The 20,595-nt window shown below is 38.1% G+C and carries 21 protein-coding genes and 1 tRNA gene; 13 read left to right on the top strand and 9 right to left on the bottom strand.

What is annotated here, in order from left to right:
• The first annotated feature begins 7 nt into the window (after nt 1-7).
• The 5 genes from mreC (at nt 8) to J690_RS24010 (ending at nt 3,773) form a co-directional block, all read left to right on the top strand.
• A complete protein-coding gene (gene mreC, locus J690_RS18265; RefSeq protein WP_002116449.1) occupies nt 8-865 on the top strand; it encodes a rod shape-determining protein MreC in 858 nt (285 codons plus the stop codon).
• Nucleotides 852-1,343 (top strand): rod shape-determining protein MreD, encoded by a 492-nt coding sequence (mreD, locus tag J690_RS18260; protein WP_002116279.1) that lies wholly within the window; start codon nt 852-854, stop codon nt 1,341-1,343. The genes mreC and mreD overlap by 14 nt, the downstream gene beginning before the upstream one ends.
• Entirely contained in the window at nt 1,331-1,891 is a 561-nt protein-coding gene (locus J690_RS18255; protein WP_032037368.1) for a Maf-like protein, read from the top strand. Before mreD ends, J690_RS18255 begins: the two co-directional genes overlap by 13 nt.
• Nucleotides 1,892-2,005: 114 nt before the next feature.
• Nucleotides 2,006-3,460, top strand: a complete 1,455-nt coding sequence (gene rng / locus J690_RS18250) for a ribonuclease G (RefSeq protein ID WP_005064412.1) — start codon at nt 2,006-2,008, stop codon at nt 3,458-3,460.
• Between the two features lie 139 nt (nt 3,461-3,599).
• Entirely contained in the window at nt 3,600-3,773 is a 174-nt protein-coding gene (locus J690_RS24010) for a PA1571 family protein (RefSeq protein WP_002116397.1), read from the top strand.
• A 29-nt stretch (nt 3,774-3,802) separates the two neighbouring features.
• On the opposite strand, the gene J690_RS18240 is transcribed toward J690_RS24010, so the two are convergent.
• On the bottom strand, nt 3,803-5,188 hold the full coding sequence (locus tag J690_RS18240; protein ID WP_005064414.1) for a WS/DGAT/MGAT family O-acyltransferase: 1,386 nt from the start codon (nt 5,186-5,188) through the stop codon (nt 3,803-3,805).
• Nucleotides 5,189-5,359: 171 nt separating this feature from the next.
• Nucleotides 5,360-6,094, bottom strand: coding sequence for a phosphoadenylyl-sulfate reductase (locus J690_RS18235; protein WP_005064416.1), 735 nt, complete (start codon nt 6,092-6,094; stop codon nt 5,360-5,362).
• Nucleotides 6,095-6,278: 184 nt separating this feature from the next.
• Between J690_RS18235 and thrH the strand changes: the two genes are divergently transcribed.
• Nucleotides 6,279-6,896 carry a bifunctional phosphoserine phosphatase/homoserine phosphotransferase ThrH gene (thrH, locus tag J690_RS18230; RefSeq protein ID WP_002116438.1) on the top strand — a complete coding sequence of 206 codons (618 nt, stop codon included), beginning with the start codon at nt 6,279-6,281 and terminating at the stop codon, nt 6,894-6,896.
• A 58-nt stretch (nt 6,897-6,954) separates the two neighbouring features.
• On the opposite strand, the gene J690_RS18225 is transcribed toward thrH, so the two are convergent.
• Together J690_RS18225 and J690_RS18220 are read right to left on the bottom strand one after the other, a co-directional pair.
• Nucleotides 6,955-8,319, bottom strand: coding sequence for an outer membrane protein transport protein (locus tag J690_RS18225; RefSeq protein WP_032037367.1), 1,365 nt, complete (start codon nt 8,317-8,319; stop codon nt 6,955-6,957).
• 598 nt (nt 8,320-8,917) lie between these two features.
• Entirely contained in the window at nt 8,918-9,616 is a 699-nt protein-coding gene (locus J690_RS18220) for an NAD(P)H-dependent oxidoreductase (protein WP_032037365.1), read from the bottom strand.
• 157 nt (nt 9,617-9,773) lie between these two features.
• Here J690_RS18220 and J690_RS18215 point away from each other — a divergent pair, with 157 nt between their 5' ends.
• Complete coding sequence (locus tag J690_RS18215; protein WP_032037363.1) at nt 9,774-10,799, top strand: AraC family transcriptional regulator; 1,026 nt, start codon at nt 9,774-9,776, stop codon at nt 10,797-10,799.
• Nucleotides 10,800-10,856: 57 nt separating this feature from the next.
• On the opposite strand, the gene J690_RS18210 is transcribed toward J690_RS18215, so the two are convergent.
• Both J690_RS18210 and J690_RS18205 read right to left on the bottom strand, forming a co-directional pair.
• The gene (locus J690_RS18210) at nt 10,857-11,840 is read right to left on the bottom strand and encodes a fatty acid desaturase family protein (protein WP_032037362.1); all 984 of its coding nucleotides are present in this window, start codon (nt 11,838-11,840) and stop codon (nt 10,857-10,859) included.
• Nucleotides 11,841-11,945: 105 nt separating this feature from the next.
• Entirely contained in the window at nt 11,946-12,746 is an 801-nt protein-coding gene (locus J690_RS18205) for a PaaX family transcriptional regulator C-terminal domain-containing protein (protein WP_032037361.1), read from the bottom strand.
• Between the two features lie 353 nt (nt 12,747-13,099).
• Between J690_RS18205 and J690_RS18200 the strand changes: the two genes are divergently transcribed.
• The 4 genes from J690_RS18200 (at nt 13,100) to hchA (ending at nt 17,101) form a co-directional block, all read left to right on the top strand.
• Nucleotides 13,100-13,918: an undecaprenyl-diphosphate phosphatase gene (locus tag J690_RS18200; RefSeq protein ID WP_002116515.1), complete on the top strand. Its 819-nt coding sequence runs from the start codon at nt 13,100-13,102 to the stop codon at nt 13,916-13,918.
• A 159-nt stretch (nt 13,919-14,077) separates the two neighbouring features.
• Nucleotides 14,078-14,974, top strand: a complete 897-nt coding sequence (locus tag J690_RS18195; protein WP_032037360.1) for an AraC family transcriptional regulator — start codon at nt 14,078-14,080, stop codon at nt 14,972-14,974.
• 32 nt (nt 14,975-15,006) lie between these two features.
• Nucleotides 15,007-16,017: an NAD(P)H-quinone oxidoreductase gene (locus tag J690_RS18190; RefSeq protein ID WP_081405232.1), complete on the top strand. Its 1,011-nt coding sequence runs from the start codon at nt 15,007-15,009 to the stop codon at nt 16,015-16,017.
• 208 nt (nt 16,018-16,225) lie between these two features.
• Entirely contained in the window at nt 16,226-17,101 is an 876-nt protein-coding gene (hchA, locus tag J690_RS18185) for a glyoxalase III HchA (protein WP_017482116.1), read from the top strand.
• Between the two features lie 13 nt (nt 17,102-17,114).
• On the opposite strand, the gene J690_RS18180 is transcribed toward hchA, so the two are convergent.
• A tRNA-Arg gene (locus J690_RS18180) sits at nt 17,115-17,187 on the bottom strand.
• Between the two features lie 308 nt (nt 17,188-17,495).
• Between J690_RS18180 and J690_RS18175 the strand changes: the two genes are divergently transcribed.
• Nucleotides 17,496-17,750: a TIGR03643 family protein gene (locus tag J690_RS18175; protein ID WP_017386291.1), complete on the top strand. Its 255-nt coding sequence runs from the start codon at nt 17,496-17,498 to the stop codon at nt 17,748-17,750.
• Nucleotides 17,751-17,835: 85 nt separating this feature from the next.
• On the opposite strand, the gene J690_RS24005 is transcribed toward J690_RS18175, so the two are convergent.
• Together J690_RS24005 and J690_RS18170 are read right to left on the bottom strand one after the other, a co-directional pair.
• The gene (locus J690_RS24005; RefSeq protein WP_081313898.1) at nt 17,836-17,976 is read right to left on the bottom strand and encodes a DUF2256 domain-containing protein; all 141 of its coding nucleotides are present in this window, start codon (nt 17,974-17,976) and stop codon (nt 17,836-17,838) included.
• A 4-nt stretch (nt 17,977-17,980) separates the two neighbouring features.
• Complete coding sequence (locus tag J690_RS18170) at nt 17,981-19,504, bottom strand: cryptochrome/photolyase family protein (RefSeq protein WP_032037357.1); 1,524 nt, start codon at nt 19,502-19,504, stop codon at nt 17,981-17,983.
• A gap of 288 nt (nt 19,505-19,792) precedes the next feature.
• On the opposite strand from J690_RS18170, the gene nudC reads away from it, so the two are divergent.
• Complete coding sequence (gene nudC, locus J690_RS18165; protein ID WP_032037355.1) at nt 19,793-20,572, top strand: NAD(+) diphosphatase; 780 nt, start codon at nt 19,793-19,795, stop codon at nt 20,570-20,572.
• Nucleotides 20,573-20,595: the final 23 nt, after the last annotated feature.

Below are 20,595 nucleotides of genomic sequence, written 5' to 3'. Positions count from 1 at the left end.
TTAGGCGGTGCAACCGAATATTTTTTCAAGACAGCCGCCATCTTTCCGCTCGTTCATTATTGCGGTCATTACATGTTTGGTTGTGCTCTTCTTTGATTGGCGCATGCCTTATGTAATTCAGCCAGCAAGGGATGTCTTGTACGCTGCATATAACCCAATTTATGCATTGGCTAGCTATCCGGTACTGTCGAGAGAATGGCTGAATCAACAAACAAAATCTGAAGCACAACTGCGTCGTGAAAATACAGCGATGCAGGCTGAGCTTTTACAAGCTCAAGTCCGCTTACAGAAGCTTTCTGAACTGTCAGCTGAAAATACCCGTTTACGAGGCCTTCTTGATACACCGTTAATTATTGATGGTCGTATGGAAATTGCCGAAGTAATTGGGACAGATGCAGATCCATTACGTCATATCATCATTATTAACCGAGGCTCTACGGACCATCTAAAGGTCGGTCAAACGGTTCTGGATGATAAGGGGATTATGGGGCAGATCATTAATGTATATCCTCATAGCTCACGTGTGATGCTACTTTCAGACAAAGAGCATTCACTGTCGGTACGTCTTGAGCGTACTGGAATGCGGGCAATTGTTTCTGGTACAGGTGATTTGGGCCGTTTAAAAATGGAATATGTCCCGACCAGTGCGAATATTCAGGTGGGTGATAAAGTGTTTAGCTCAGGCTTGGGTGAACATTTCCCAGCAGGTTACGCAGTGGGTACAGTTGCTAAAATAAAACGCCATAATTCAGGTGAGTTTGCTGAAATTGATGTAACACCATCAGCACAATTGGCAACAGGCCATCATGTAGTTGTACTTTTCTCTGAATCATTAGCGAAGGAGCAGCCGTATGCCGATCGCTAAACTAAAACGAGAAAAGCGTAAAGATCCATTATGGGGAATTATTCTCTCCGTTATTGTGGGTTCTGTACTTATGGTTTATCCGCTATCTTATGATATTTCAGGATGGCGGCCACTATTCATGTTAATGATTATGCTATTTTGGGTAGTATGTCAGCCAACATGGTGTGGGGTCTGGTTTGCATTTGGGATGGGGATCTTTACAGACTTACTGCTTGATGCGCCTTTAGGACTCAATGCCTTAAGTTTTGTAATTGTGACTTTTCTTACCCGTTTTTTAATTCGGGAACGCCGTATTTTAACTTTTGTTAATTTATGGACGATAGCAACGCTGGTCATTATTGCCCATTTAGCATTTATGTGGGTAACACAGACGATGGGTGGAATTCATTTTTCGATTGCTAGACATTGGCAACCTTTGATGACAAGTATCATCACGTGGCCAGTCGTCTATTATTGTTTGGCAAAATGGCGCATATAGTTTTAGCATCTAGCTCTCCTCGTCGAAAGGAGCTGTTGCAACAGCTAGGCTTAGATTTTGAAATCTATAGTCCTGACATTGATGAGTCTGTTCATGAAAATGAGCTGGTTCATCATTATGTTGAACGATTGGCTAGAGAAAAAGCTCAAACTGTATTGAAGCTTTTTCCAGAAGCAATTGTTATTGCTGCCGATACAAGTCTGGGACTTGATGGCCAAATTATTGGTAAGCCTGAATCGAAAAATCATGCTTTTGAAATCTGGAAACAATTATCTGGACGTTGGCATGATGTGTTTTCTGGACTGTGCGTTGCGACTCAACAACAAATGTTAAGTCAGGTAGTGCAAACACAAGTTGAGTTTCAGCACCTGACTAAACAGGATATGGAAGATTATTGGACCACGGGTGAGCCTGTTGGAAAAGCGGGTGGATATGCAATTCAAGGAATTGCCTCGCAATATATTCCCCAAATTCAAGGAAGTTATAGTAATGTGGTAGGACTTCCTTTATACGAATTTGCACAGTTATTCAAAAGAGTAAAGACATAAGGGGTTGTTATCATTCTTCATTGAATAGCATTGTCGATGAACACTAGACAACGTTAAAGTTAACAGCTTCTCTGACTCTTTAATAAAAAATTTTATAATGCTTTGAGTTTATGTATGTCAGAAGAACTACTTATTAATGTCACGCCTATGGAGTGTCGGGTGGCATTAATCGAAAATGGAACTGTTAATGAACTGTATGTCGAGCGTACAGTTAAACGCGGTCTAGTCGGCAATATCTACAAGGGTAAAGTTGTGCGAGTGCTTCCGGGCATGCAAGCTGCCTTTGTTGATATTGGTTTGTCTCGAACAGCCTTTTTACATATCAATGATATGGTTTGGCCTCGTTCGCAGCCTACCCCAAATGTCTTTGAGCTATTACATCCTGGGCAAACCCTTACTGTCCAAGTAATGAAAGATATGTTGGGCACAAAAGGTGCACGTCTAAGTACAGATCTTTCAATCCCTTCTCGCTATTTGGTTTTAATGCCATATGGCAACCATATTGGTGTTTCGCAGCGTATTGAGTCTGAAGAAGAGCGAGATCGTCTGCGTAATATTATTGAAGGTATTCAATCTGAGCATAATTTACCCGGTAGCGTGATTGTCCGTACGGCTGCAGAAGGTGTGGATGAGGCAGAAATTGCACAGGACATGTGCTATCTGAGCAAATTGTGGGAGTACATTCAGCGTAAACAGACCGACGTTGCTGTTCCTTCTTTAATTTTTGAAGAACTTCCATTACCTCAACGTATTATTCGCGACTTAGCAAGCGAAGAAACTGCAAAGATTTATGTAGATTCGCGAGAGATTCATGCAAAACTGCTTGAGTTTGTAGATGAATTTGTCCCGAATATGAAGAGTCGTCTCATTCATTATCCGGGCGAGCGACCACTATTTGATCTTTATAATGTTGAAGAAGATATTCAAAAAGCCTTACAAACTCGCGTAGCTTTGAAGTCGGGCGGTTATCTGATGATCGACCAGACTGAAGCCATGACAACGATTGACGTTAATACAGGTTCATATGTAGGTGGTCGTAGTCTTGAAGACACCGTTTTTAAAACCAATATGGAAGCGACTCAAGTTATCGCGCGTCAACTTAGACTGCGTAATTTGGGGGGGATTCTCATTATTGATTTTATTGACATGCAAGAAGCAACTCACCGTGAAGAGGTGATGCGTCAGTTCGAGAAAATGCTTGAGCGAGATCACGCGAAGACCAAAATTACTCAAGTGTCAGAACTTGGTCTGGTCGAAATGACGCGTAAACGAACTCGTGAATCATTAGAACACTTGTTATGTGAATCATGTCCAACATGCCAAGGGCGGGGTTTTGTCAAAACAGCGGAGACAGTGTGTTACGAAATATTTCGTGAGATATTACGATATACCCGCGCATTTGAGTCAACGAGTGGCTTTACTGTTGTTGCCCATCCTTCTGTGATTGATCGATTATTAACAGCAGAAGCACCAGCAGTAGCCGATTTAGAGCATTTTATTAACCGTGTTATTAAATTTCAGGTCGAAAATTTATATACGCAAGAGCAATACGATATCATTTTAAGTTAAAGTTGTAACAAGATATCGCTTAATCCTTGTTACAACTGAAATTTTACTTTCATTCATGAATTTTAAATACTACTTACATACAGTAGCCCTAGACGTTCTCCCTATTAAACGTCTTAGCAAACAATAAGAGGTATAACCCATGAATGTAAGTGAAAACTTAATTAGCAACGGTCTTAAACATGTTTTAGAAAGCACGCCAGTAAATAGCTGCTATATGTTGAATGACCAAGGTAAAGAAGTACCAATCACAACTGCAATGATTCGTTCAGTATGTCATCAGTTGCTTAACCAGTGCCGCACAATCAAAAAATAAGGGGCCAATTCAAAGCCCCTTAACTTTTTCTAACTTGCTGAATGATGTTTCAGCTGTTTCTCTGCAATAATTTCTTCAAAACGTTGAATCTCATCTTCTAAATGAGTCAAAAGGTTTTGCATTTTCGGCAAAGCATTTCGACAAGCTGTTAATCCAACTTCAAGCTTATCTAAATAACTGGTCATGGTAATGTTTAGAGCTTGTCCATCCATGACAATCGAAGCAGGGTAGAGCGCATCTAATTTCGCGCCATTCCAATAAAGTGGCTCACGTGGTCCTGGTACATTGGAAATTACTAAATTGAACGCCTGACGCTTAGGAAGCATTCCTGACATGATGTTTAATCCCGCCGGACCATAAACAACCGCACTATAGTTTAAAATTTCATTCGCAGTCATGCGGCTAAAGCGTTGCTTTGAATTCTGCATGCTGCGACGAATGATTTCTAGGCGTTCTAACGGTTGATCTTTATGCGTCCCTAAATTTGCCAGAATCATGGTAATTCGGTTACTCATGTCAGAATCATCTGTACGTAATGAAGCTGGAACCATGGCAATAAGTGGCTTTTTAGGTAAGCTGTTTTGGCTAATCAAATATTCACGTAAAGCGCCTGAACATACAGCTAGGACAACATCATTAATCGTCACGCCTAATGCTTTTGAAATTTTTCTAAGGCGGCTTAATTCAAATGATTGGGCCGCAAAACGACGTGAAGCACTAACTCTTTGGTTCAAAATAGAAACTGGTGCCTGAAAAGTAGAAACATAATCAGGATTTTTACCCATTTCCTTGAATATTGTTTGAGATAGCTCGTGCATAACTTTTGGAGCTATGTCGAGTTGAGATTTAATACCGCCTAAAATACTCTTAATTTTACTAGTACTTGGAGTTGGTACTTTTAGACGCTTAGCTCTTTTGCTTTCAACACACCATAAAGGAACAACATGTTTTTCTTCTGGTGTTTTTGATAGAGATTTCTCGATCAAACGCATACCAGCAACACCATCTACCATTGCATGATGGATTTTAAAATACATGGCAAAACGATTGCCTTCGATTCCTTCAATAATGTCACAAGTCCAAAGTGGCTTTGCACGATCAATTAGTGAACTATGCTGCTGTGAAATATACACCAGAAGTTCACGAATACGGCCAGGATGAGGCAAAGCAATGTGGCGAAAGTGATGATCGATATCGAATTCTTCATCTTCATCCCAAAACAGACCACTTAAGCGGTTATTGAAGGGCGGAATAGGAATGCTCTTTGAGCGTTTAATATCTTCTACTAAATCATGTACAAAGGTTTCTGGTGCATTTTCAGGAATTTCAAATAAAAATAATCCACCGACATGCATGGGTTGCTGTCTTTTTTCAAGTGACAGAAAAATGAAATCAATTGGGTGTAATGGACGCATAAATCATTGTGCCTCATGCATTTTTCTAAGAAGCCCTTATATGAGCTCTTATTAGAATTATAGAACCGTAAAATTAAGTATATAGCGTTTAGAGTAGAGAAAATATGACTTTGTGTACGGAACATGACATAAAAAAAACCACTGATTTGCCAGTGGTTTTTTGATATCCAATTACTTTTTCATATTACCAGCATGTAAGCCACACTCTTTTTGAGTGGCTTCTTCCCACCACCAGCGTCCTTCACGCTCATGTTGATTTGGTAATACAGGTCGCGTACATGGTTCACATCCAATAGAAACAAAACCACGCTCATGAAGAGGGTTATATGGAATTTCCATCATACGGATGTAGCTCCATACCTCAGCACTTGTCCAGTTTGCTAGAGGATTATATTTAATGAGTTGCTTACCTGGGCCAGAGAAGCCAGCATCAGCTTGTACTACAGGAATCTCTGTACGCGTACCAGGGCTTTGATCTTTACGTTGACCCGTAATCCAGCCATCTAAAGTCGCAAGTTTTTTACGTAAAGGCTGAACTTTTCGAATACCGCAACATTCTTGATGCCCATCTGTAAAAAAGCTGAATAAACCTTTTTCGTTTACCATGTTTTGAACAGCTTCAGATTCAGGGAAACAAATTTCGATATTGATATTGTAGTGTTTACGGACAGTTTCAATAAATTGATAAGTTTCGGCATGCAGGCGGCCTGTGTCGAGACTAAATACACGGAAAGGTTTGCCTAAGCGTGAAGCAATATCAATTAACACAACATCTTCTGCTCCCGAAAACGAAATTGCAATTTCACCTTGTTGGCTTAAGGCAAGTTCTAAAATTTCTCGAGGGCTTTTGGTTGCATATTCAGCAGCAAGAGCATCTACGATATCAATAGTCGGAATAACGGTCATGTGTGTTCCTGGCAAAAGGCTTGGGCGCATTGAGTTATGAAAAATATTCTAAAGGATAGTTGATAAAGTGCTTAGCACTTTAATTTCGATCCTTATGAATAAAATTGATTTGATCAATAACAACGCAAAACTGAAAATCTTAATGGTATGATACAGCAATTTTTAACCAACGTTGGAAGCATTCATGGAAATCGTATGCCTAGATCTTGAAGGGGTTTTAGTTCCTGAAATCTGGATCAATTTCGCTAAAAAAACAGGGATTAAAGAACTCGAAGCAACAACTCGTGATATTCCGGATTATGATGTTTTAATGACTCAGCGTCTTAATATCTTAAAACAACATGGTTTAGGCTTAAACGACATTCAAGAAGTCATTGCTGAGATGGGGCCATTACCGGGGGCAAAAGAGTTTGTTGAATGGGTGAGTACGCATTTCCAACTCGTGATCTTATCAGATACCTTCTATGAATTTGCGCATCCTTTAATGAAGCAATTAGGATGGCCAACAATTTTCTGTCATAAGTTAGAGACAGATGAAGAAGGTATGATTACCGCTTATAAACTACGTCAACCCGATCAAAAACGTGAGTCTGTTAAAGCACTGCATGGCTTAAATTTCCGTGTAATCGCTGCAGGTGATTCGTATAACGATACAACCATGCTTGGTGAAGCGGACCATGGTTTCTTATTTGATGCACCAGCAAATGTGATTGCTGAGTTTCCTCAGTTTCCAGCTATCCACGGTTACGATGCATTAAAAGAAGCAATCCGTTCAGTTTCACAGCGTACAATCCCAGCTTGAGAATAAATAATAAAAAAGGCGCTTTAAGCGCCTTTTTTATATAGATTAGTTTTTAAACTTAGAATTTATAACCAAGTTTTAAACCATAAGCGATAGCGTTGTTGTCAGAGAATTCTGCAACATAGTAGTCATCGCTACCAGCTTGGGCTCCAGTTTGTGCTTTTGCATCGCCCAACCAGAAATATTTTACACCGCCAGCAATAAAGGTTTGTGGAGTAGGGCTGTATTGAACACCTACGCCTACGTTCCAGTAACCTTCAGTTGGACCTAAAGTTGTTACAGGATTACCTGCGCCAGAGTCCCAACCTACCGAAACATTACCCGCCCACTTGTCGTTAAGTTTACGACCTACACCAGCATTCACAGACCATTGGTCATCAGAATATTCCACTAAATTAAAGCCATTTGGACGGCTAGGAGTTGCTATTGGACCTACAGCTTCTGATACTTTGCCAAATTTATATGGACGAATTGCGAAATCTTTCCAATTTACCCAGCGTACATTCGCAAATGCGACTGTATTTGCCATAATTCCTGTCTGGAAATCAAGGTTTACAGATTGAGGGGTAGTAATTGTAGTCTTGCCTTCTAATTGGTTAGCAGCAATAGCTTTACCAATTGTTTGTTGGATCGCTCCAGCTTGAGCTGGAGTTAACTGACCAGCTGCAACTAATTGTCCAATAGTTGACCCAAGTGCTCCAGCATTGGCTGTAATTGAATCTGCAAGTGCAATTGTTTCATCTGCATCAATTTTGTGGTCAATTTCTGAACGGTATGTAATCGATGCCTTAAGTGCAATTTCTGGGATTTGGAAAGCGGCCCCTGCTAACCAGCCAGCTGCTCCATCTTCAGGAATTGAAGCATCATAGCCATTATATAAGCTGTATGCAGAACCTCTTAAATGAACATTTCCTTTAATTGTTTGATATACACCACCACCGTAGAAATTAAAGTTTTCGGTAGGTTGGAAACCAAAAATCATCGAAATATTTTGACTATCAACTTCAACAGAAGTTGCACCTTGAGTACCACCTAAAGCACCAGTTGTAATTGGTAAAGTGCCAAGAATTGGATCTGATGGGCTTGCTACAAAGGCATTATTACCAGAATATTCTGCATCTGCCCCAAATGGTTGATCATAGAGTAAACCAAAAGAGAATTTATCAGTAAGTTGTAGTTTTAAGGCTGCGCTAGGGAAATAATAGTCATCTCCCATATCGCCAATATTACGACCTGTTTTAATTGTACCAGCTTCTTTACCAGCTACATCTGGGTCTAAAACAGAAATTCCAGCTTCAAAGTAATTACCAGGCTGCAAAAATGCAGAGATGGATTGTCCAGAGCGATCTAATGCTGCTGCAAAAACCCCAGTTGCAGGCAGCGTTGCTAAAATCATTGCAGTGCTCAGATGTTTTAATTTCATTTTAATCTTTCCTTGAACTTCAAGACATTTTTTTAAAAGTAACAGAGTTAAACCGTTTAAACTGTGTTGCCTTCAAAGCTCCTAATTACAAGTAATAGAAGCTTTGATAACTCCATGTAACAAAAATAGCATAATTACAATAAGAGTAAATCTGTTATATGAACTGAGGAGTACTCACTTTTTATACAAATAATGCCAATAATGGATGAAATATGAAGGAATATTTGCATTGTTAAATTAATTTAATTATTTGATATTTATATTTTTTATATATTAGTGGTGACCTTTGTTTTTATGACATTTTTGTCACAAATCCAAGAAAAATGGTCAAAGATTTTTTTGTAAAAATATGAATTAAGTGATTATGAAATGAGTATTGGTAGTCATTTTTAGTTGACAAGTCCAGTTTCTCTACATCTGTATATTATTGATTAAATTTTATATTATTCATTTTATGAAAAAGTTTACCTTAATTTTTTTACCATTTGATCTATTTTTTGAGCGAATTTGGATTCTATATTTGAAAGTTATGTGTAATAAAAAACCGAAAATAATGATCTAAATTCGGTTATTCAATTTTAAGAGCTAAAACAGAGTATTAGAGTGGATAAAGTTTTTCATCAAATTGTTCAAGTTGAGGAAACTTTAAAGGTTCGAGTTGGTCGAGGTGAGTAAGGTAGATTACATAGTCTTCAAGAAGGGTTTCTCGTGCTTCTTGGCTAATATACGGTACATGGTAAGCAATGAATGGAGGTAAGACTTCAAAACCAGCATATGCCAAAGTACCACGTTGAATCGGGGATAAATAATTTTCGATTGGGCCGTGAATTGAGTTTTCTCCAAACATGTGTGTTCTACCACCGAGTGTTAAACACAACATCGCTTTTTTTCCTGCCATGCCACCATGGTTGTAAAACCGCTTACCCCCATAAAAAAGCCCAGATACAAACACACGATCAATCCAGCCTTTTAAAATTGCTGGCACAGATGTCCAATAAAGTGGGAAATTTAAAATGACGAGATCAGCTTTTTTTACCTTTTCAATTTCTGCTTGAATATCTGGAGCTAGAAGCTGATTTTTGCTGGCATTTCTTTGTTCAAGTGCATAGTTAAAATAATCAGGTTGGTTAAGCTCTAAAAAATCTTCTTTGGATGCAATAGGGTTAAATTGCATCGCATATAAATCTGAAATTTCTACGCTGTGCCCCAATTCTTCTAAGGTTTGCTTAGCTGTACTTTTTAGAGCAGTGGTGAAAGACTGGGGTTCTGGATGAGCATGGACAATCAGAATGTTCATAAGGCGACCTGTATTCTTTTCAGAAATTGTGCTGTCTAGTGCAATTCAGCGGATTTTGTTTTGAATAACTATGCATCAATTTAAAAGCATGGCATAGTTCATGAACTGACAGTTTTTACCATTTCGCGCCATTTTATTTTGCTCATATGGGTTGCTCATGAATCCAGAATTACCCGGAACTTATATTAATTTAATCGTCGAGACTGTTAAGCGGTGGGGTGTCTCTGGTGAGCAGCTTTTAAATGGAAGCGGAATAACTTTAGACCAATTAGAAAAGCCTTACTGGTATGTTGAATTCAACATCTTAAATCAGCTTATTGAACGGGCGATCGAGTTATGCAAAGAGCCAGCACTAGCAGGGTATTTAGCTTTAAGCATGACGGCTTCATGTTATGGTTCAGTCGGAATGGCTGCCATAGTTTCTCCAAATTTAGGAGAAGCACTGAAAATACTTGAACAATTCATTGGTTCACGTTGTAAGGTTTTTAAACCGGAATTAAAACAAGAAAATAATGATGCATATTGGTCAATTCATCAGCCTGTCAATGCATTTCAGCTGAGCCCAAATGCCAACATTTTTTTGTTAGTCGGTTTTGTTCAAATTGCCAAAAAATTAACAGGGCTTTCTCATTTGGGAAAAGTTGAATTACCAATGCCAGAGCCGATAGGTTTTGGCCAAATCAGTCATCAACTGGCTGTAACTTGTTTATTTAACCAAAAGCGTAATCGTTGGATATTTCCAAAAGAGTATTTAGCACAACCTGTATTAACGGCAGACCCAATGCTAGCGCCGTTGTTAAATGCACAATGTAAGCGGGATATAGAGAAATTAAACTTAAAAAGTGGTTGGAAAGGCCAAGTCAAACAAGTTGCCGAAAAATTGCTTTTGAATGGGGAGATTGACGCATTAAAAGTTGGGCAAGTGGCTCATATCATGAATATGTCAGAGCGAACTTTGCAACGCTATTTAGCTCTTGATGATACTAGTTTTACACTCTTGGTAGACTCACTGAAAAAGGAGCATGCCCAGAAACTTTTAACTCAAAATAACATGTCGATCGAAAAAGTTGCTTTAATGCTAGGTTATGCCGAGACTTCTCACTTCACTCGTGCGTTTAAGCGCTGGATGGGGATGACGCCTAAATATTTCCAAACCCAGCATAAAATGGCGGATTCAAATTAAAAGGTCATAAATTTAATTTCATGGCCTTTCATTTATTATTTGAGTCAATTAAGTAGACTATTCTGGCTTAGATGAGAGTGATTCAATCACTTCAAAATAGCTAGGCGGTGCAGGAACATGTCCGCGGTCTCTCAATAGACGATGCATACGTGGCAGTTTGAAGTAGGGCACCGAAGCCATTAAATGATGTTCCATGTGATAATTGACATGAATCGGCGCTACAAAACTTCTAGCAATCCAACCTGCACGTGTAGTACGGGTATTAGTTAAAGCTGTATTACTCGTTTGCATCCCTGCATGTTCGGCCATTGAGCGAATTCTTAAAAATAATGGAAACGGTGTTAAATAAGCTAGGGGCCATAACCAATAAAACCGTTGCTGACCAAAAGCTTTTAAAACACCATAAAGAGCAACATTGGTTACAATGGCACCACTACTGTTTTTTATAAGACTTTTTGCATAGTCAACGAAATCTTTATTGCTTCGATCTAACCAGACTTGATCATTTGCAACGGTCCATTTCATTAGATCTAGGTCCATTAATACTCGGCCAAAGCTAAACTTTAATCCTGTCATACCTGTTAAGTCGCGTAAAAATTTACGAGTAAGAGATTTTTTGCTTACAGGAAAACCGGAAACTAAAGAAAGATCGGGGTCATCTGGAGTAGATGTTTTTGCATGATGACGAACATGATGTACGCGATATTTTTGTAGATCATTCCAGATTGGACGGGCGCATAGCCATTCGCCTACAAAGTCATTTATTTTTTTATTTTTGAATAAGCTTTTATGAGATGCATCATGCATCAAAATTGCTAGGCATAACTGGCGACCTGCCAATATAACTAAAGCTAGCATACAAGCAAGTAATTTGCCCCAGCTAGGTAAGTAATCCCACATCATGATTAAACTGGCAAATGTTCCGCCAATAACAGCCCATGTACTTGCAACAGCCCAAGCACCGTATATATCTGAGGGTTGTGTGAGCTCCTGTATTTCTTCTCTGCTAAATAGATCGGTCACACTCACTTGTGCATTCATTTTTATTCTCCCAAATCAGATTTTGGCATTCATATTTTATATTACAAATATAATCATAAAATTTTAAAAATTGAAATATTTGTTTGTAAAAAAATAAATCGCCTATTATTGGGCTAATTCATTTTCATAAAGTTTTTGCCATAGCTTTTGTCCAATCGAATCGAGTTGCTGTACATTCTGAGCAAACTGATTGCGGGCATGTTCGTCAACAAATGGAGAGGGCAGTAGAGGATCATTCATGAGTAAGGTAATGGTTTCACGTCCTAATAATAAAGCTTGGGTAGCAGCCTCATTTAAGGATAGATTTTTATATTTTAAAAGCCATTCTTGAATATCTTGACTATACATTTCATAGTTCTTTTCAAGCTGTTTGGTATCCCACAAAGAATGAATTAATGAAAGTGTTTTTGCGTCAAATTTTTGAATAATAGAAATTTTAGCTTCATTTTCAAGACCCGCTAAAATGAGCTCTTCACATGTTTTTTCAAAGCTATACGCTAAATTATCTGGACGTATATAAATTCCAGTTTCGAGTTCTCTAAAACCAAATTGACGTAAAGCTTGTTCTCTCTTTTTTAAAGCGGTTCGATCAATACGACCTAAAGTTCCAGTAAAGACTGCCAGATATTGATGTTGCCATTCTTTAGTCTGCTTAATGCCATTTTTACGATTCAAAATAACTTTTGCCCATTCTTTGGTTGATGGCGAAAGTTGATAAATACCGCGTTCTACACTTTCTATCATCCCTTCATTTAATAGCCGAGTCGTAGCCACACGAATACCGTTGTCACTCATATTAAAAAGTTTAGCGGCAATTAATATTTGTCTAATCGTGAGCTGAGGGTAAGCAGAGGAAAGAAATAAATCGATAATGAGATGGCGTGCATTAATTTTGATATTTTTCATTCAGATTGAATTTTTGATATGAGTTGCATTTGATCAGAATAATATCATGTTTTTTTAAGGACTTTTTAAGATCATTTTGTAGAGTAAGTAAAGGTAAAAAGCTTTGTCTATAACAAGAAAAACTTTGGCAGTTCTTAACCAAGTTTTATCTTTTTACGATAGTTAACCCAAGTTTGTCATCATGATGTGATACATTATCGCACTTTAAATAAACTGCCTTTAACTAGGGGCAATAACCACAAACGTTAGAAATGATCTGATATTGAACATGTGTTAAGTCTAATTTGGGACTTACCAATTTCGATAAAACAAATTTTAGGTCGTTCTAATGATTAACTTTCTTTGAGCAAGTTATGGAAAATTTTGAAGTTATAAAAGCACTGTTTTTAGGCTTTGTCGAAGGCTTAACTGAATTTTTACCCATCTCGAGTACAGGCCATTTAATTTTATTTGGTCATATTATCGATTTCCACTCAGACGGCGGTCGTGTATTTGAGGTCGTAATCCAGTTAGGTGCTATTTTGGCAGTGTGCTGGTTATATCGACAAAAAATTATTAACTTGATTAAGGGATTTTTTAGCGGTGATGTGGAGTCACGTCATTTTGCGATCAGTGTGCTTATTGCATTCTTTCCAGCAGTCATTATTGGTGTTCTAGCTGTCGACTTTATTAAAAGTGTTCTATTTAGCCCAATTGTGGTTGCGATTGCCTTAATTGTCGGTGCCCTTATCATTTTCTGGGTGGAATCTAGACAGTTTGAACATAAGACACTTGATGCAACCAAAATCACCTTTAAACAAGCGCTTTTAGTAGGTCTTGCTCAGTGTGTGGCGATGATTCCGGGAACTTCGCGTTCAGGCGCAACAATTGTAGGCGGAATGTTTGCAGGTTTATCACGCAAAGCTGCTACAGAATTTTCTTTTTTCCTTGCTATGCCGACCATGTTGGGCGCTGCGACTTTTGACTTGATTAAAAATGCTGACGTACTTACCTCAGACAATATGGTTAATATTGGGGTGGGATTCGTTGCTGCTTTTATTGCCGCGCTGTTTGTTGTAAAAGCATTGGTACTGTTTGTTGAGCGTCACACGTTACGTGTATTTGCTTGGTACCGAATTGTACTTGGTGTAATTATTTTGATTGCAGCAATGTTCTTTAATTTATCGGCTTAAATAATCTTATAAATTGAAAAAAACCTAGAATGCTCTAGGTTTTTTTATGCCTAAAAATTGATTTGAATTGCCTATTTATACAAAGTAAACGCAAGACAGATGTTTTCATTTTAGGTTCATTGTTATATTGATTATTAGATTACCTTTCACAATAAAACTATGCCGCAAAATCATCTTACAGAACATTTGGTCGATGCATTTTTGCACTTGGCTCCAGCAGAAGGCCTCTATCCTACTTTTATCTCTAACATCACTTTGATGCGTGTAGATCATTCCACACCACCTATTGCCGTGCTGCAAGAACCCTCAATTGTTTTAGTGATACAGGGGGTAAAGCGAGGATATATTGGTAAAGAAATCTTTCAGTTTCAACAAGGTCAGTGTTTATTTATCTCAATTGCAATACCGTTTGATTGCGATACTGTGGTTGAAAATAATGAACCAATGCTCGCGATAGCCATAAAATTTGAACCACAAATGATGACTGATCTCATTACTAAAATGGATAAACAGCAACAAGTGGTTACTGAAGATGCTCATTCAGAAGATTTAAAATTAAGCTGCGGGCTTAGAGTGATTGACATGAATGAGACTATTTCAGAGGTTGCTCTACGATTACTCAATTTACTTCGCTCTAAACAAGATACTTTTATATTGGGTGAGCAAGTTAAAAGAGAATTGGTTTATCGTGTGGTGCAGACTTCAGGCGGCAATCTAGTCGAGAGCTTATCGGCTATGGCAAGTCGAAATGGCGTGATTTACACCATTTGTGAAATTATTCAACGTGATTATTATCATAACTTAACGGTTCAAGAGTTGGCGAAACAAGCGGGCATGAGCATATCGCTTTTTCATCAAACTTTTAAAAAGGTGACGAATTATTCGCCCTTACAGTACATCAAAATTACTCGGTTACATAAGGCACGCGAGTTAATCACGAACAATAAAATGGGAGTCGCAGAAGCCGCCTATGAAGTTGGATATGTTAGTGCTTCACAATTTAGCCGAGAATTTAAACGACTGTTTGGCATTCCACCCAAGTCCTCAATTATTTAACGTAGATTAGTATTTTTAGATATAAATCAAACATGGAGCATTTTATGACCCTTCCAACAACCATGAAAATTATTGAAATTACGGCTCCGGGTGGACCTGAGGTTCTAAAAGTTCAAGATGCTAATATTCCAGAACCTCAAGCAGATGAAGTCTTAATTGAGGTAAAGGCTGCAGGAATCAACCGCCCTGATGTATTGCAGCGTATGGGATTATATCCAATGCCTAAAGGTGTTACTCAAATACCTGGACTTGAAGTCGCTGGTGTTGTGGTTGCTGTAGGTGACGAAGTAGATCAATTCAAGGTTGGCGATAAAGTTTGCGCCCTAACAAATGGCGGCGGTTATGCAGAATATTGTGCGGTAACTGCAACTCAAGTATTACCAATACCTGAAAATTTATCATTTACTCAAGCTGCTGCGATTCCAGAAACATTTTTTACAGTTTGGGCAAATCTATTTGATATTGGCCGTTTAAAGAAAGATGAAACCGCACTGATTCATGGTGGGGCTAGTGGTATTGGAACCACAGCTTTAGCCATTTGCCACGCTTTGGGGATTAAAACTTTTGCTACGGTTGGTAGTGAAGATAAAGTTGAAGCACTCTCAAGTTTAACGACAGCAATTAACTATAAAACCCAAGATTTTGAGCAGGAAGTTTTGAAGCACACTCAAGATCAAGGTGTTAATGTCATTTTAGATATTGTAGGTGGTTCTTATTTCACGAAAAACCTAAATCTATTAAAACGTGATGGCCGATTGGTCATTATTGGTTTTATGGGTGGACGAATCGCAAAAGAATTTGATTTACAAAAACTGATTTTAAAACGTGCCACAATTACGGGTTCAACGATGCGAGCACGTAATAGCCAAGAAAAAGCACAAATTGCCCAATCTTTGCATGAGCATGTGTGGCCATTATTGGCACAAGGTAAATGTTTACCGCAAATCTATAAAACGTATGCTTTTTCAGATGTACAAAGTGCTCACGCATGTATGGAACAAGGTGATCATATTGGAAAGATCGTTTTAGAAATGAATGCGTAACACTGTAATCATTGAAGTTTGGGCGAACGACAGGTTCGCCTAAACTGAATTTTATAATTCTAGATTCTGCCTATTTCTCTATAAAAATTGCCAAATTCTATTGGCAGATTGCACCAGTTCCATAACTTCACCTATAAATTGAGTAAGAAATAAAAATGGGTTCTTACCTTATTATTTCTTTCCATACTGATGAAAAAGGATAGTAACAATGAATACCGCAAATATTGATGATAAAAATCCTACTCCAGATTTGGCTGAAGATAATGCCTTTTTCCCATCACCTTATTCACTAAGTCAATATACTGCTCCTAAAACCGATTACGATGGCACCACTTATTCAACGCCGTATGCGGGCAATAAAAAAGTTTTAATGATTGCAACTGATGAGCGTTACATTCAGATGCAAAACGGTAAGTTCTTTTCAACAGGCAACCATCCTGTAGAAATGCTTTTACCGATGTTTCATTTAGATAATGCAGGCTTCGAAATTGATATTGCGACACTTTCAGGAAATCCAGCCAAACTTGAAATGTGGGCAATGCCAAAGCAAGAACAAGTGGTGTTAGACACCTTTCAGAAATATGCAGATAAATTAAAAAATCCGCTAAAACTAGCTGACATTTTAGAAAATGCAGTTGGTGAAAACTCACCCTATGCGGCTGTATTTATTCCGGGTGGGCATGGCGTATTAGCTAAAATTCCACATAGTCTTGAGGTAAAGAAAGTTCTTAAATGGGCGGTTGAACAAGATAAATTTATTATTACGTTATGCCATGGTCCAGCCTCATTACTGGCTGCGGCAGTTAATGAACAGCCAGAAAACTATATTTTTAAAGGCTATCAAATTTGTGTATTCCCTGATTCATTAGATAAAGGAGCAAATATTGATATTGGTTATATGCCTGGAGCTTTACCTTGGTTAGTGGGTGAAAATCTTGAAAAACTCGGTGTAGAAATTTTAAATAAGGGCATTACAGGTCAATGTCATAGAGACCGTAAATTGCTAACTGGTGATAGTCCGCTTGCTTCTAATAATTTAGGGAAACTTGCAGCTGAAACATTGTTGGCTGAAGTGAAGGATTAAGTGATGAAATATGTACGCCCTGCGGGACTCGAACCCACGTCGGTCGCTTAGGAGGCAACTGCTCTATCCAGTTAAGCTAAGGGCGCATAATTTTATGATTATAAACAAAAAAGCTATTGCGAAGGCAATGGCTTTTTTACGTTTTAGTTATTAAAAATTTTGCCAGAGTGGCCAATAAAGATAAAGTTGAACCATTCAACGGTTTCAAACACTTATATCTGTAGAAAAACAGTTTATAAAGCTAAAAAATCACAAAAACTTCATGTTGATCTTTCTATGATCTGAAGCAAAACACGAAAAGGTTTAAGACAAGCAATTGAGTAGATGAAACTGTTCCCGAAAGGTTGTTTGTTAAAAATCAGATTTAGCTACCTATAATTCAAAAGGGCATAGCATGAAAAAAATTGATGAACAGGACTTATCTAGAATTATTGAAATGGCATGGGAAGATCGAACCCCATTTGAAGCAATTGAGCGAGAATATGGGTTAAGTGAAAGTGAAGTGATTCGTTTAATGAGATACAACCTAAAAACCAATAGTTTTAAACTTTGGCGTAAACGTATGGCAGGGCGTAAAACTAAGCATCAACAATTACGTTCACCAGCCGTTGAACGAGCTTACTGCTCTCGTCAGTATAAATATGCTTAAGGCGATCAAATATAATCAATTGAAATACAGCTGATTCAACAATTAAGAGTCGTGTTGAATCAGTTAAAACAATCGAGTGAAATATCTACTTAGTTGATCGGGCTTGTCTTTTACATCTTTCAGAGCAATATTTTACTTCTTCCCAGCAACGTTCCCATTTTTTTCGCCAGTCAAAAGGACGTTGACAATAGACACATATTTTCTGGGGTAAATGCTGTTTTTTCATGATTTTAAAGCTCATCAAGTTGATGAATAAGTAACTTTGCGTGCTGCATGACAGAAGCTTTATCTTTCATACGATCAAGATTTTTGTAGATCATCGACATTCTGGGATTCTGACGAAATATGGCCTCATGCTGGCTCATAAAATACCAATACAAACTGTTAAATGGACAACTGTCTGGTTCAGTTTTTGTTTTGACGTTATATGTACAGTGCTGACAATAATTTGACATTTTATGTATGTAATTACTTGATACAGCATAGGGTTTACTTGCCATGATGCCGCCATCTGCATACATCACCATACCTAAAGTATTCGGTAATTCGACCCATTCATAAGCATCTACATAGACTGCTAAATACCATTTGCAAATTTCTGATGGATTTACACCTGCTAAAAGTGCAAAGTTGCCTGTAATCATTAAACGCTGAATATGGTGAGCATAGCCATGTTCAAAGGTATTTCTGAAACACTCGGCCATACATGCCATTTTTGTATTACCCGTCCAGTAATATTGTGGCAGCGGCGTGCTGGCTTGAAGGGTATTTTGATCGCTATAGTCAGGCATACACAACCAATAGATTCCACGCACATATTCCCGCCACCCTAATATCTGCCGAATAAATCCTTCTACTGCATTTAAGGGAGCCTGTCCGTTGTAATAAGCTGTTTGGGCAGCGTCACATACCTCTTTTGGTAATAACAATCCACAATTTAAATAAGGCGAGAGCAGACTATGAAACATAAAATCTGAACCATAAACCATGGCATCTTGATAATCGCCAAAGTGGGGTAGGTTGTTAGAAATAAAATGATCTAGAGCAAGTAGGGCATTTTGACGGGTTGTTGCCCATTGAAAGGAGTTGATATTGCCGATATGTTGAGAAAATTCTTTCTTGACCAGTTGAATAACATCTATATCAATTTGATCATGCTCAAAGGTTAATTTTGGTGGCAAAGGTGGATTGCCTGACCAAGCTTTTCGATTGGCTTGATCAAAGTTCCATTGCCCGCCAACGGGTTGTTGGTCATGCATTAAATAATGAGTTTGCTTGCGCATTTCTCGGTAAAAGTATTCCATTCTTAGTGTTTTATATTTGTTTGCCCATTGCTTGAATTGTTCTACGGTACAAAAGAATCGATCATCTTCTAAACAAATAACAGGTAGTTTTAGCTTGTTAGCCCATGAAGTTCCGATTTCATGTTGTAAGCGATACTCACCACATTGGGTAATGACGAGAGTATTCGCCGAGAAGTGTTGCTGCTGCAAAGCAATAAAGTCGACTAACTTTTTTATATGACTTTCGCGCTTAAATGTGTGATAACGGATTTTCCAGCCCTGTGCTTTTAATTCCTTTGCAAAGTGACGCATTGCACTAAAAATCAGTGCTATTTTTTGTGGATGATGAGCAACATAAGATGTTTCCTCAAGTACTTCAGCCATCAAAATAATGTCTTCATTCCGGTTTAAATACTTGAGCGTTGCGAGTTGGTGATTTAATTGATCACCCAGAATTAAACCAAATCGCATATTTTTGCTTCATGAGATGGAACTAAAATTAGTCTATATTTTCAGAGATCAATTTTATGTGAAGCAGAGCTTCTAAGTTCATCACTGGTCAGTTAGCTATAAAGTCATAGATATAACTTAAAAGCATAGCATGCGTGAATAAAATGTGATTTTAATCAAAAAGATACAAATTAAATAAATTGAAGATGTTTGCCAGTATACGTAAGATTTTTGAAAAATATGTTTTAAGTCTGATCCTTTTGAAGGAGCTATAGAGGCCGTCGAAAGGTTCTTCACTCGAGTATATAAATGGATACCAACAACCTTCCTATTGCTTATATTTTTCAGCAGCAACAACTTTTGGTTGATGCGAATTTTAATCTACCTTGCCTTGAACAGCAGGAATATGATTTACCTATACAAGCAGACCCTCTAGTAATAGCAAGAGATTTCCAAGAAAGCGAACTTATACCAAAAGGATATCAGTTCATACCCATTCGCCAACTCTTACAGTATTGGACTAAACCTCAGTTTGAGCAGGCAAGTCGCGCTTTTCAGTTGCTAGAGTGGCGTCGTAATCATCAGTTTTGTAGCCGTTGCGGACATAAAACCCAACAGCATAAGACCGAATATTCTATGACTTGTCCTGCATGTAATTTTAGTCAATATCCTAGAGTTAATCCTTGTGTGATTACTATTATTACACGTGGAGAGGACGAGATTTTGCTGGCTAAAAATGCCAGAAATACGAGCCAGATGTACAGTTTAATCGCTGGCTTTGTCGAGGTAGGGGAAGCACTAGAAGATGCTGTTCGACGTGAAACATTAGAAGAAGTTGGATTACAAATTAAGAATATTCAGTATTTGGCGAGCCAACCATGGCCATTTCCGAGTAACTTAATGTTGGCTTTTAAAGCTGAATATGAAGCGGGCGAAATTGAAATTCAGGAGAAAGAACTTAGCGATGCTCAGTTTTTCAAATTTAATCAATTACCTGAAATTCCATTTAAGGGCAGTATTGCTCATGCAATGATTATGCACGTTATTCATGGCACACCTGTCGCTGATGATACGAAACAGTGGCTTTAAACTGAGATTCAGATATGGCTTTA

The organism is Acinetobacter sp. 742879, from assembly GCF_000588535.1.
Taxonomy (GTDB): Bacteria; Pseudomonadota; Gammaproteobacteria; order Pseudomonadales; family Moraxellaceae; genus Acinetobacter; species Acinetobacter pittii.
The sequence above is the reverse complement of the archived record's forward strand: the minus strand, read 5'-3'. Positions and strand labels throughout refer to the sequence as shown.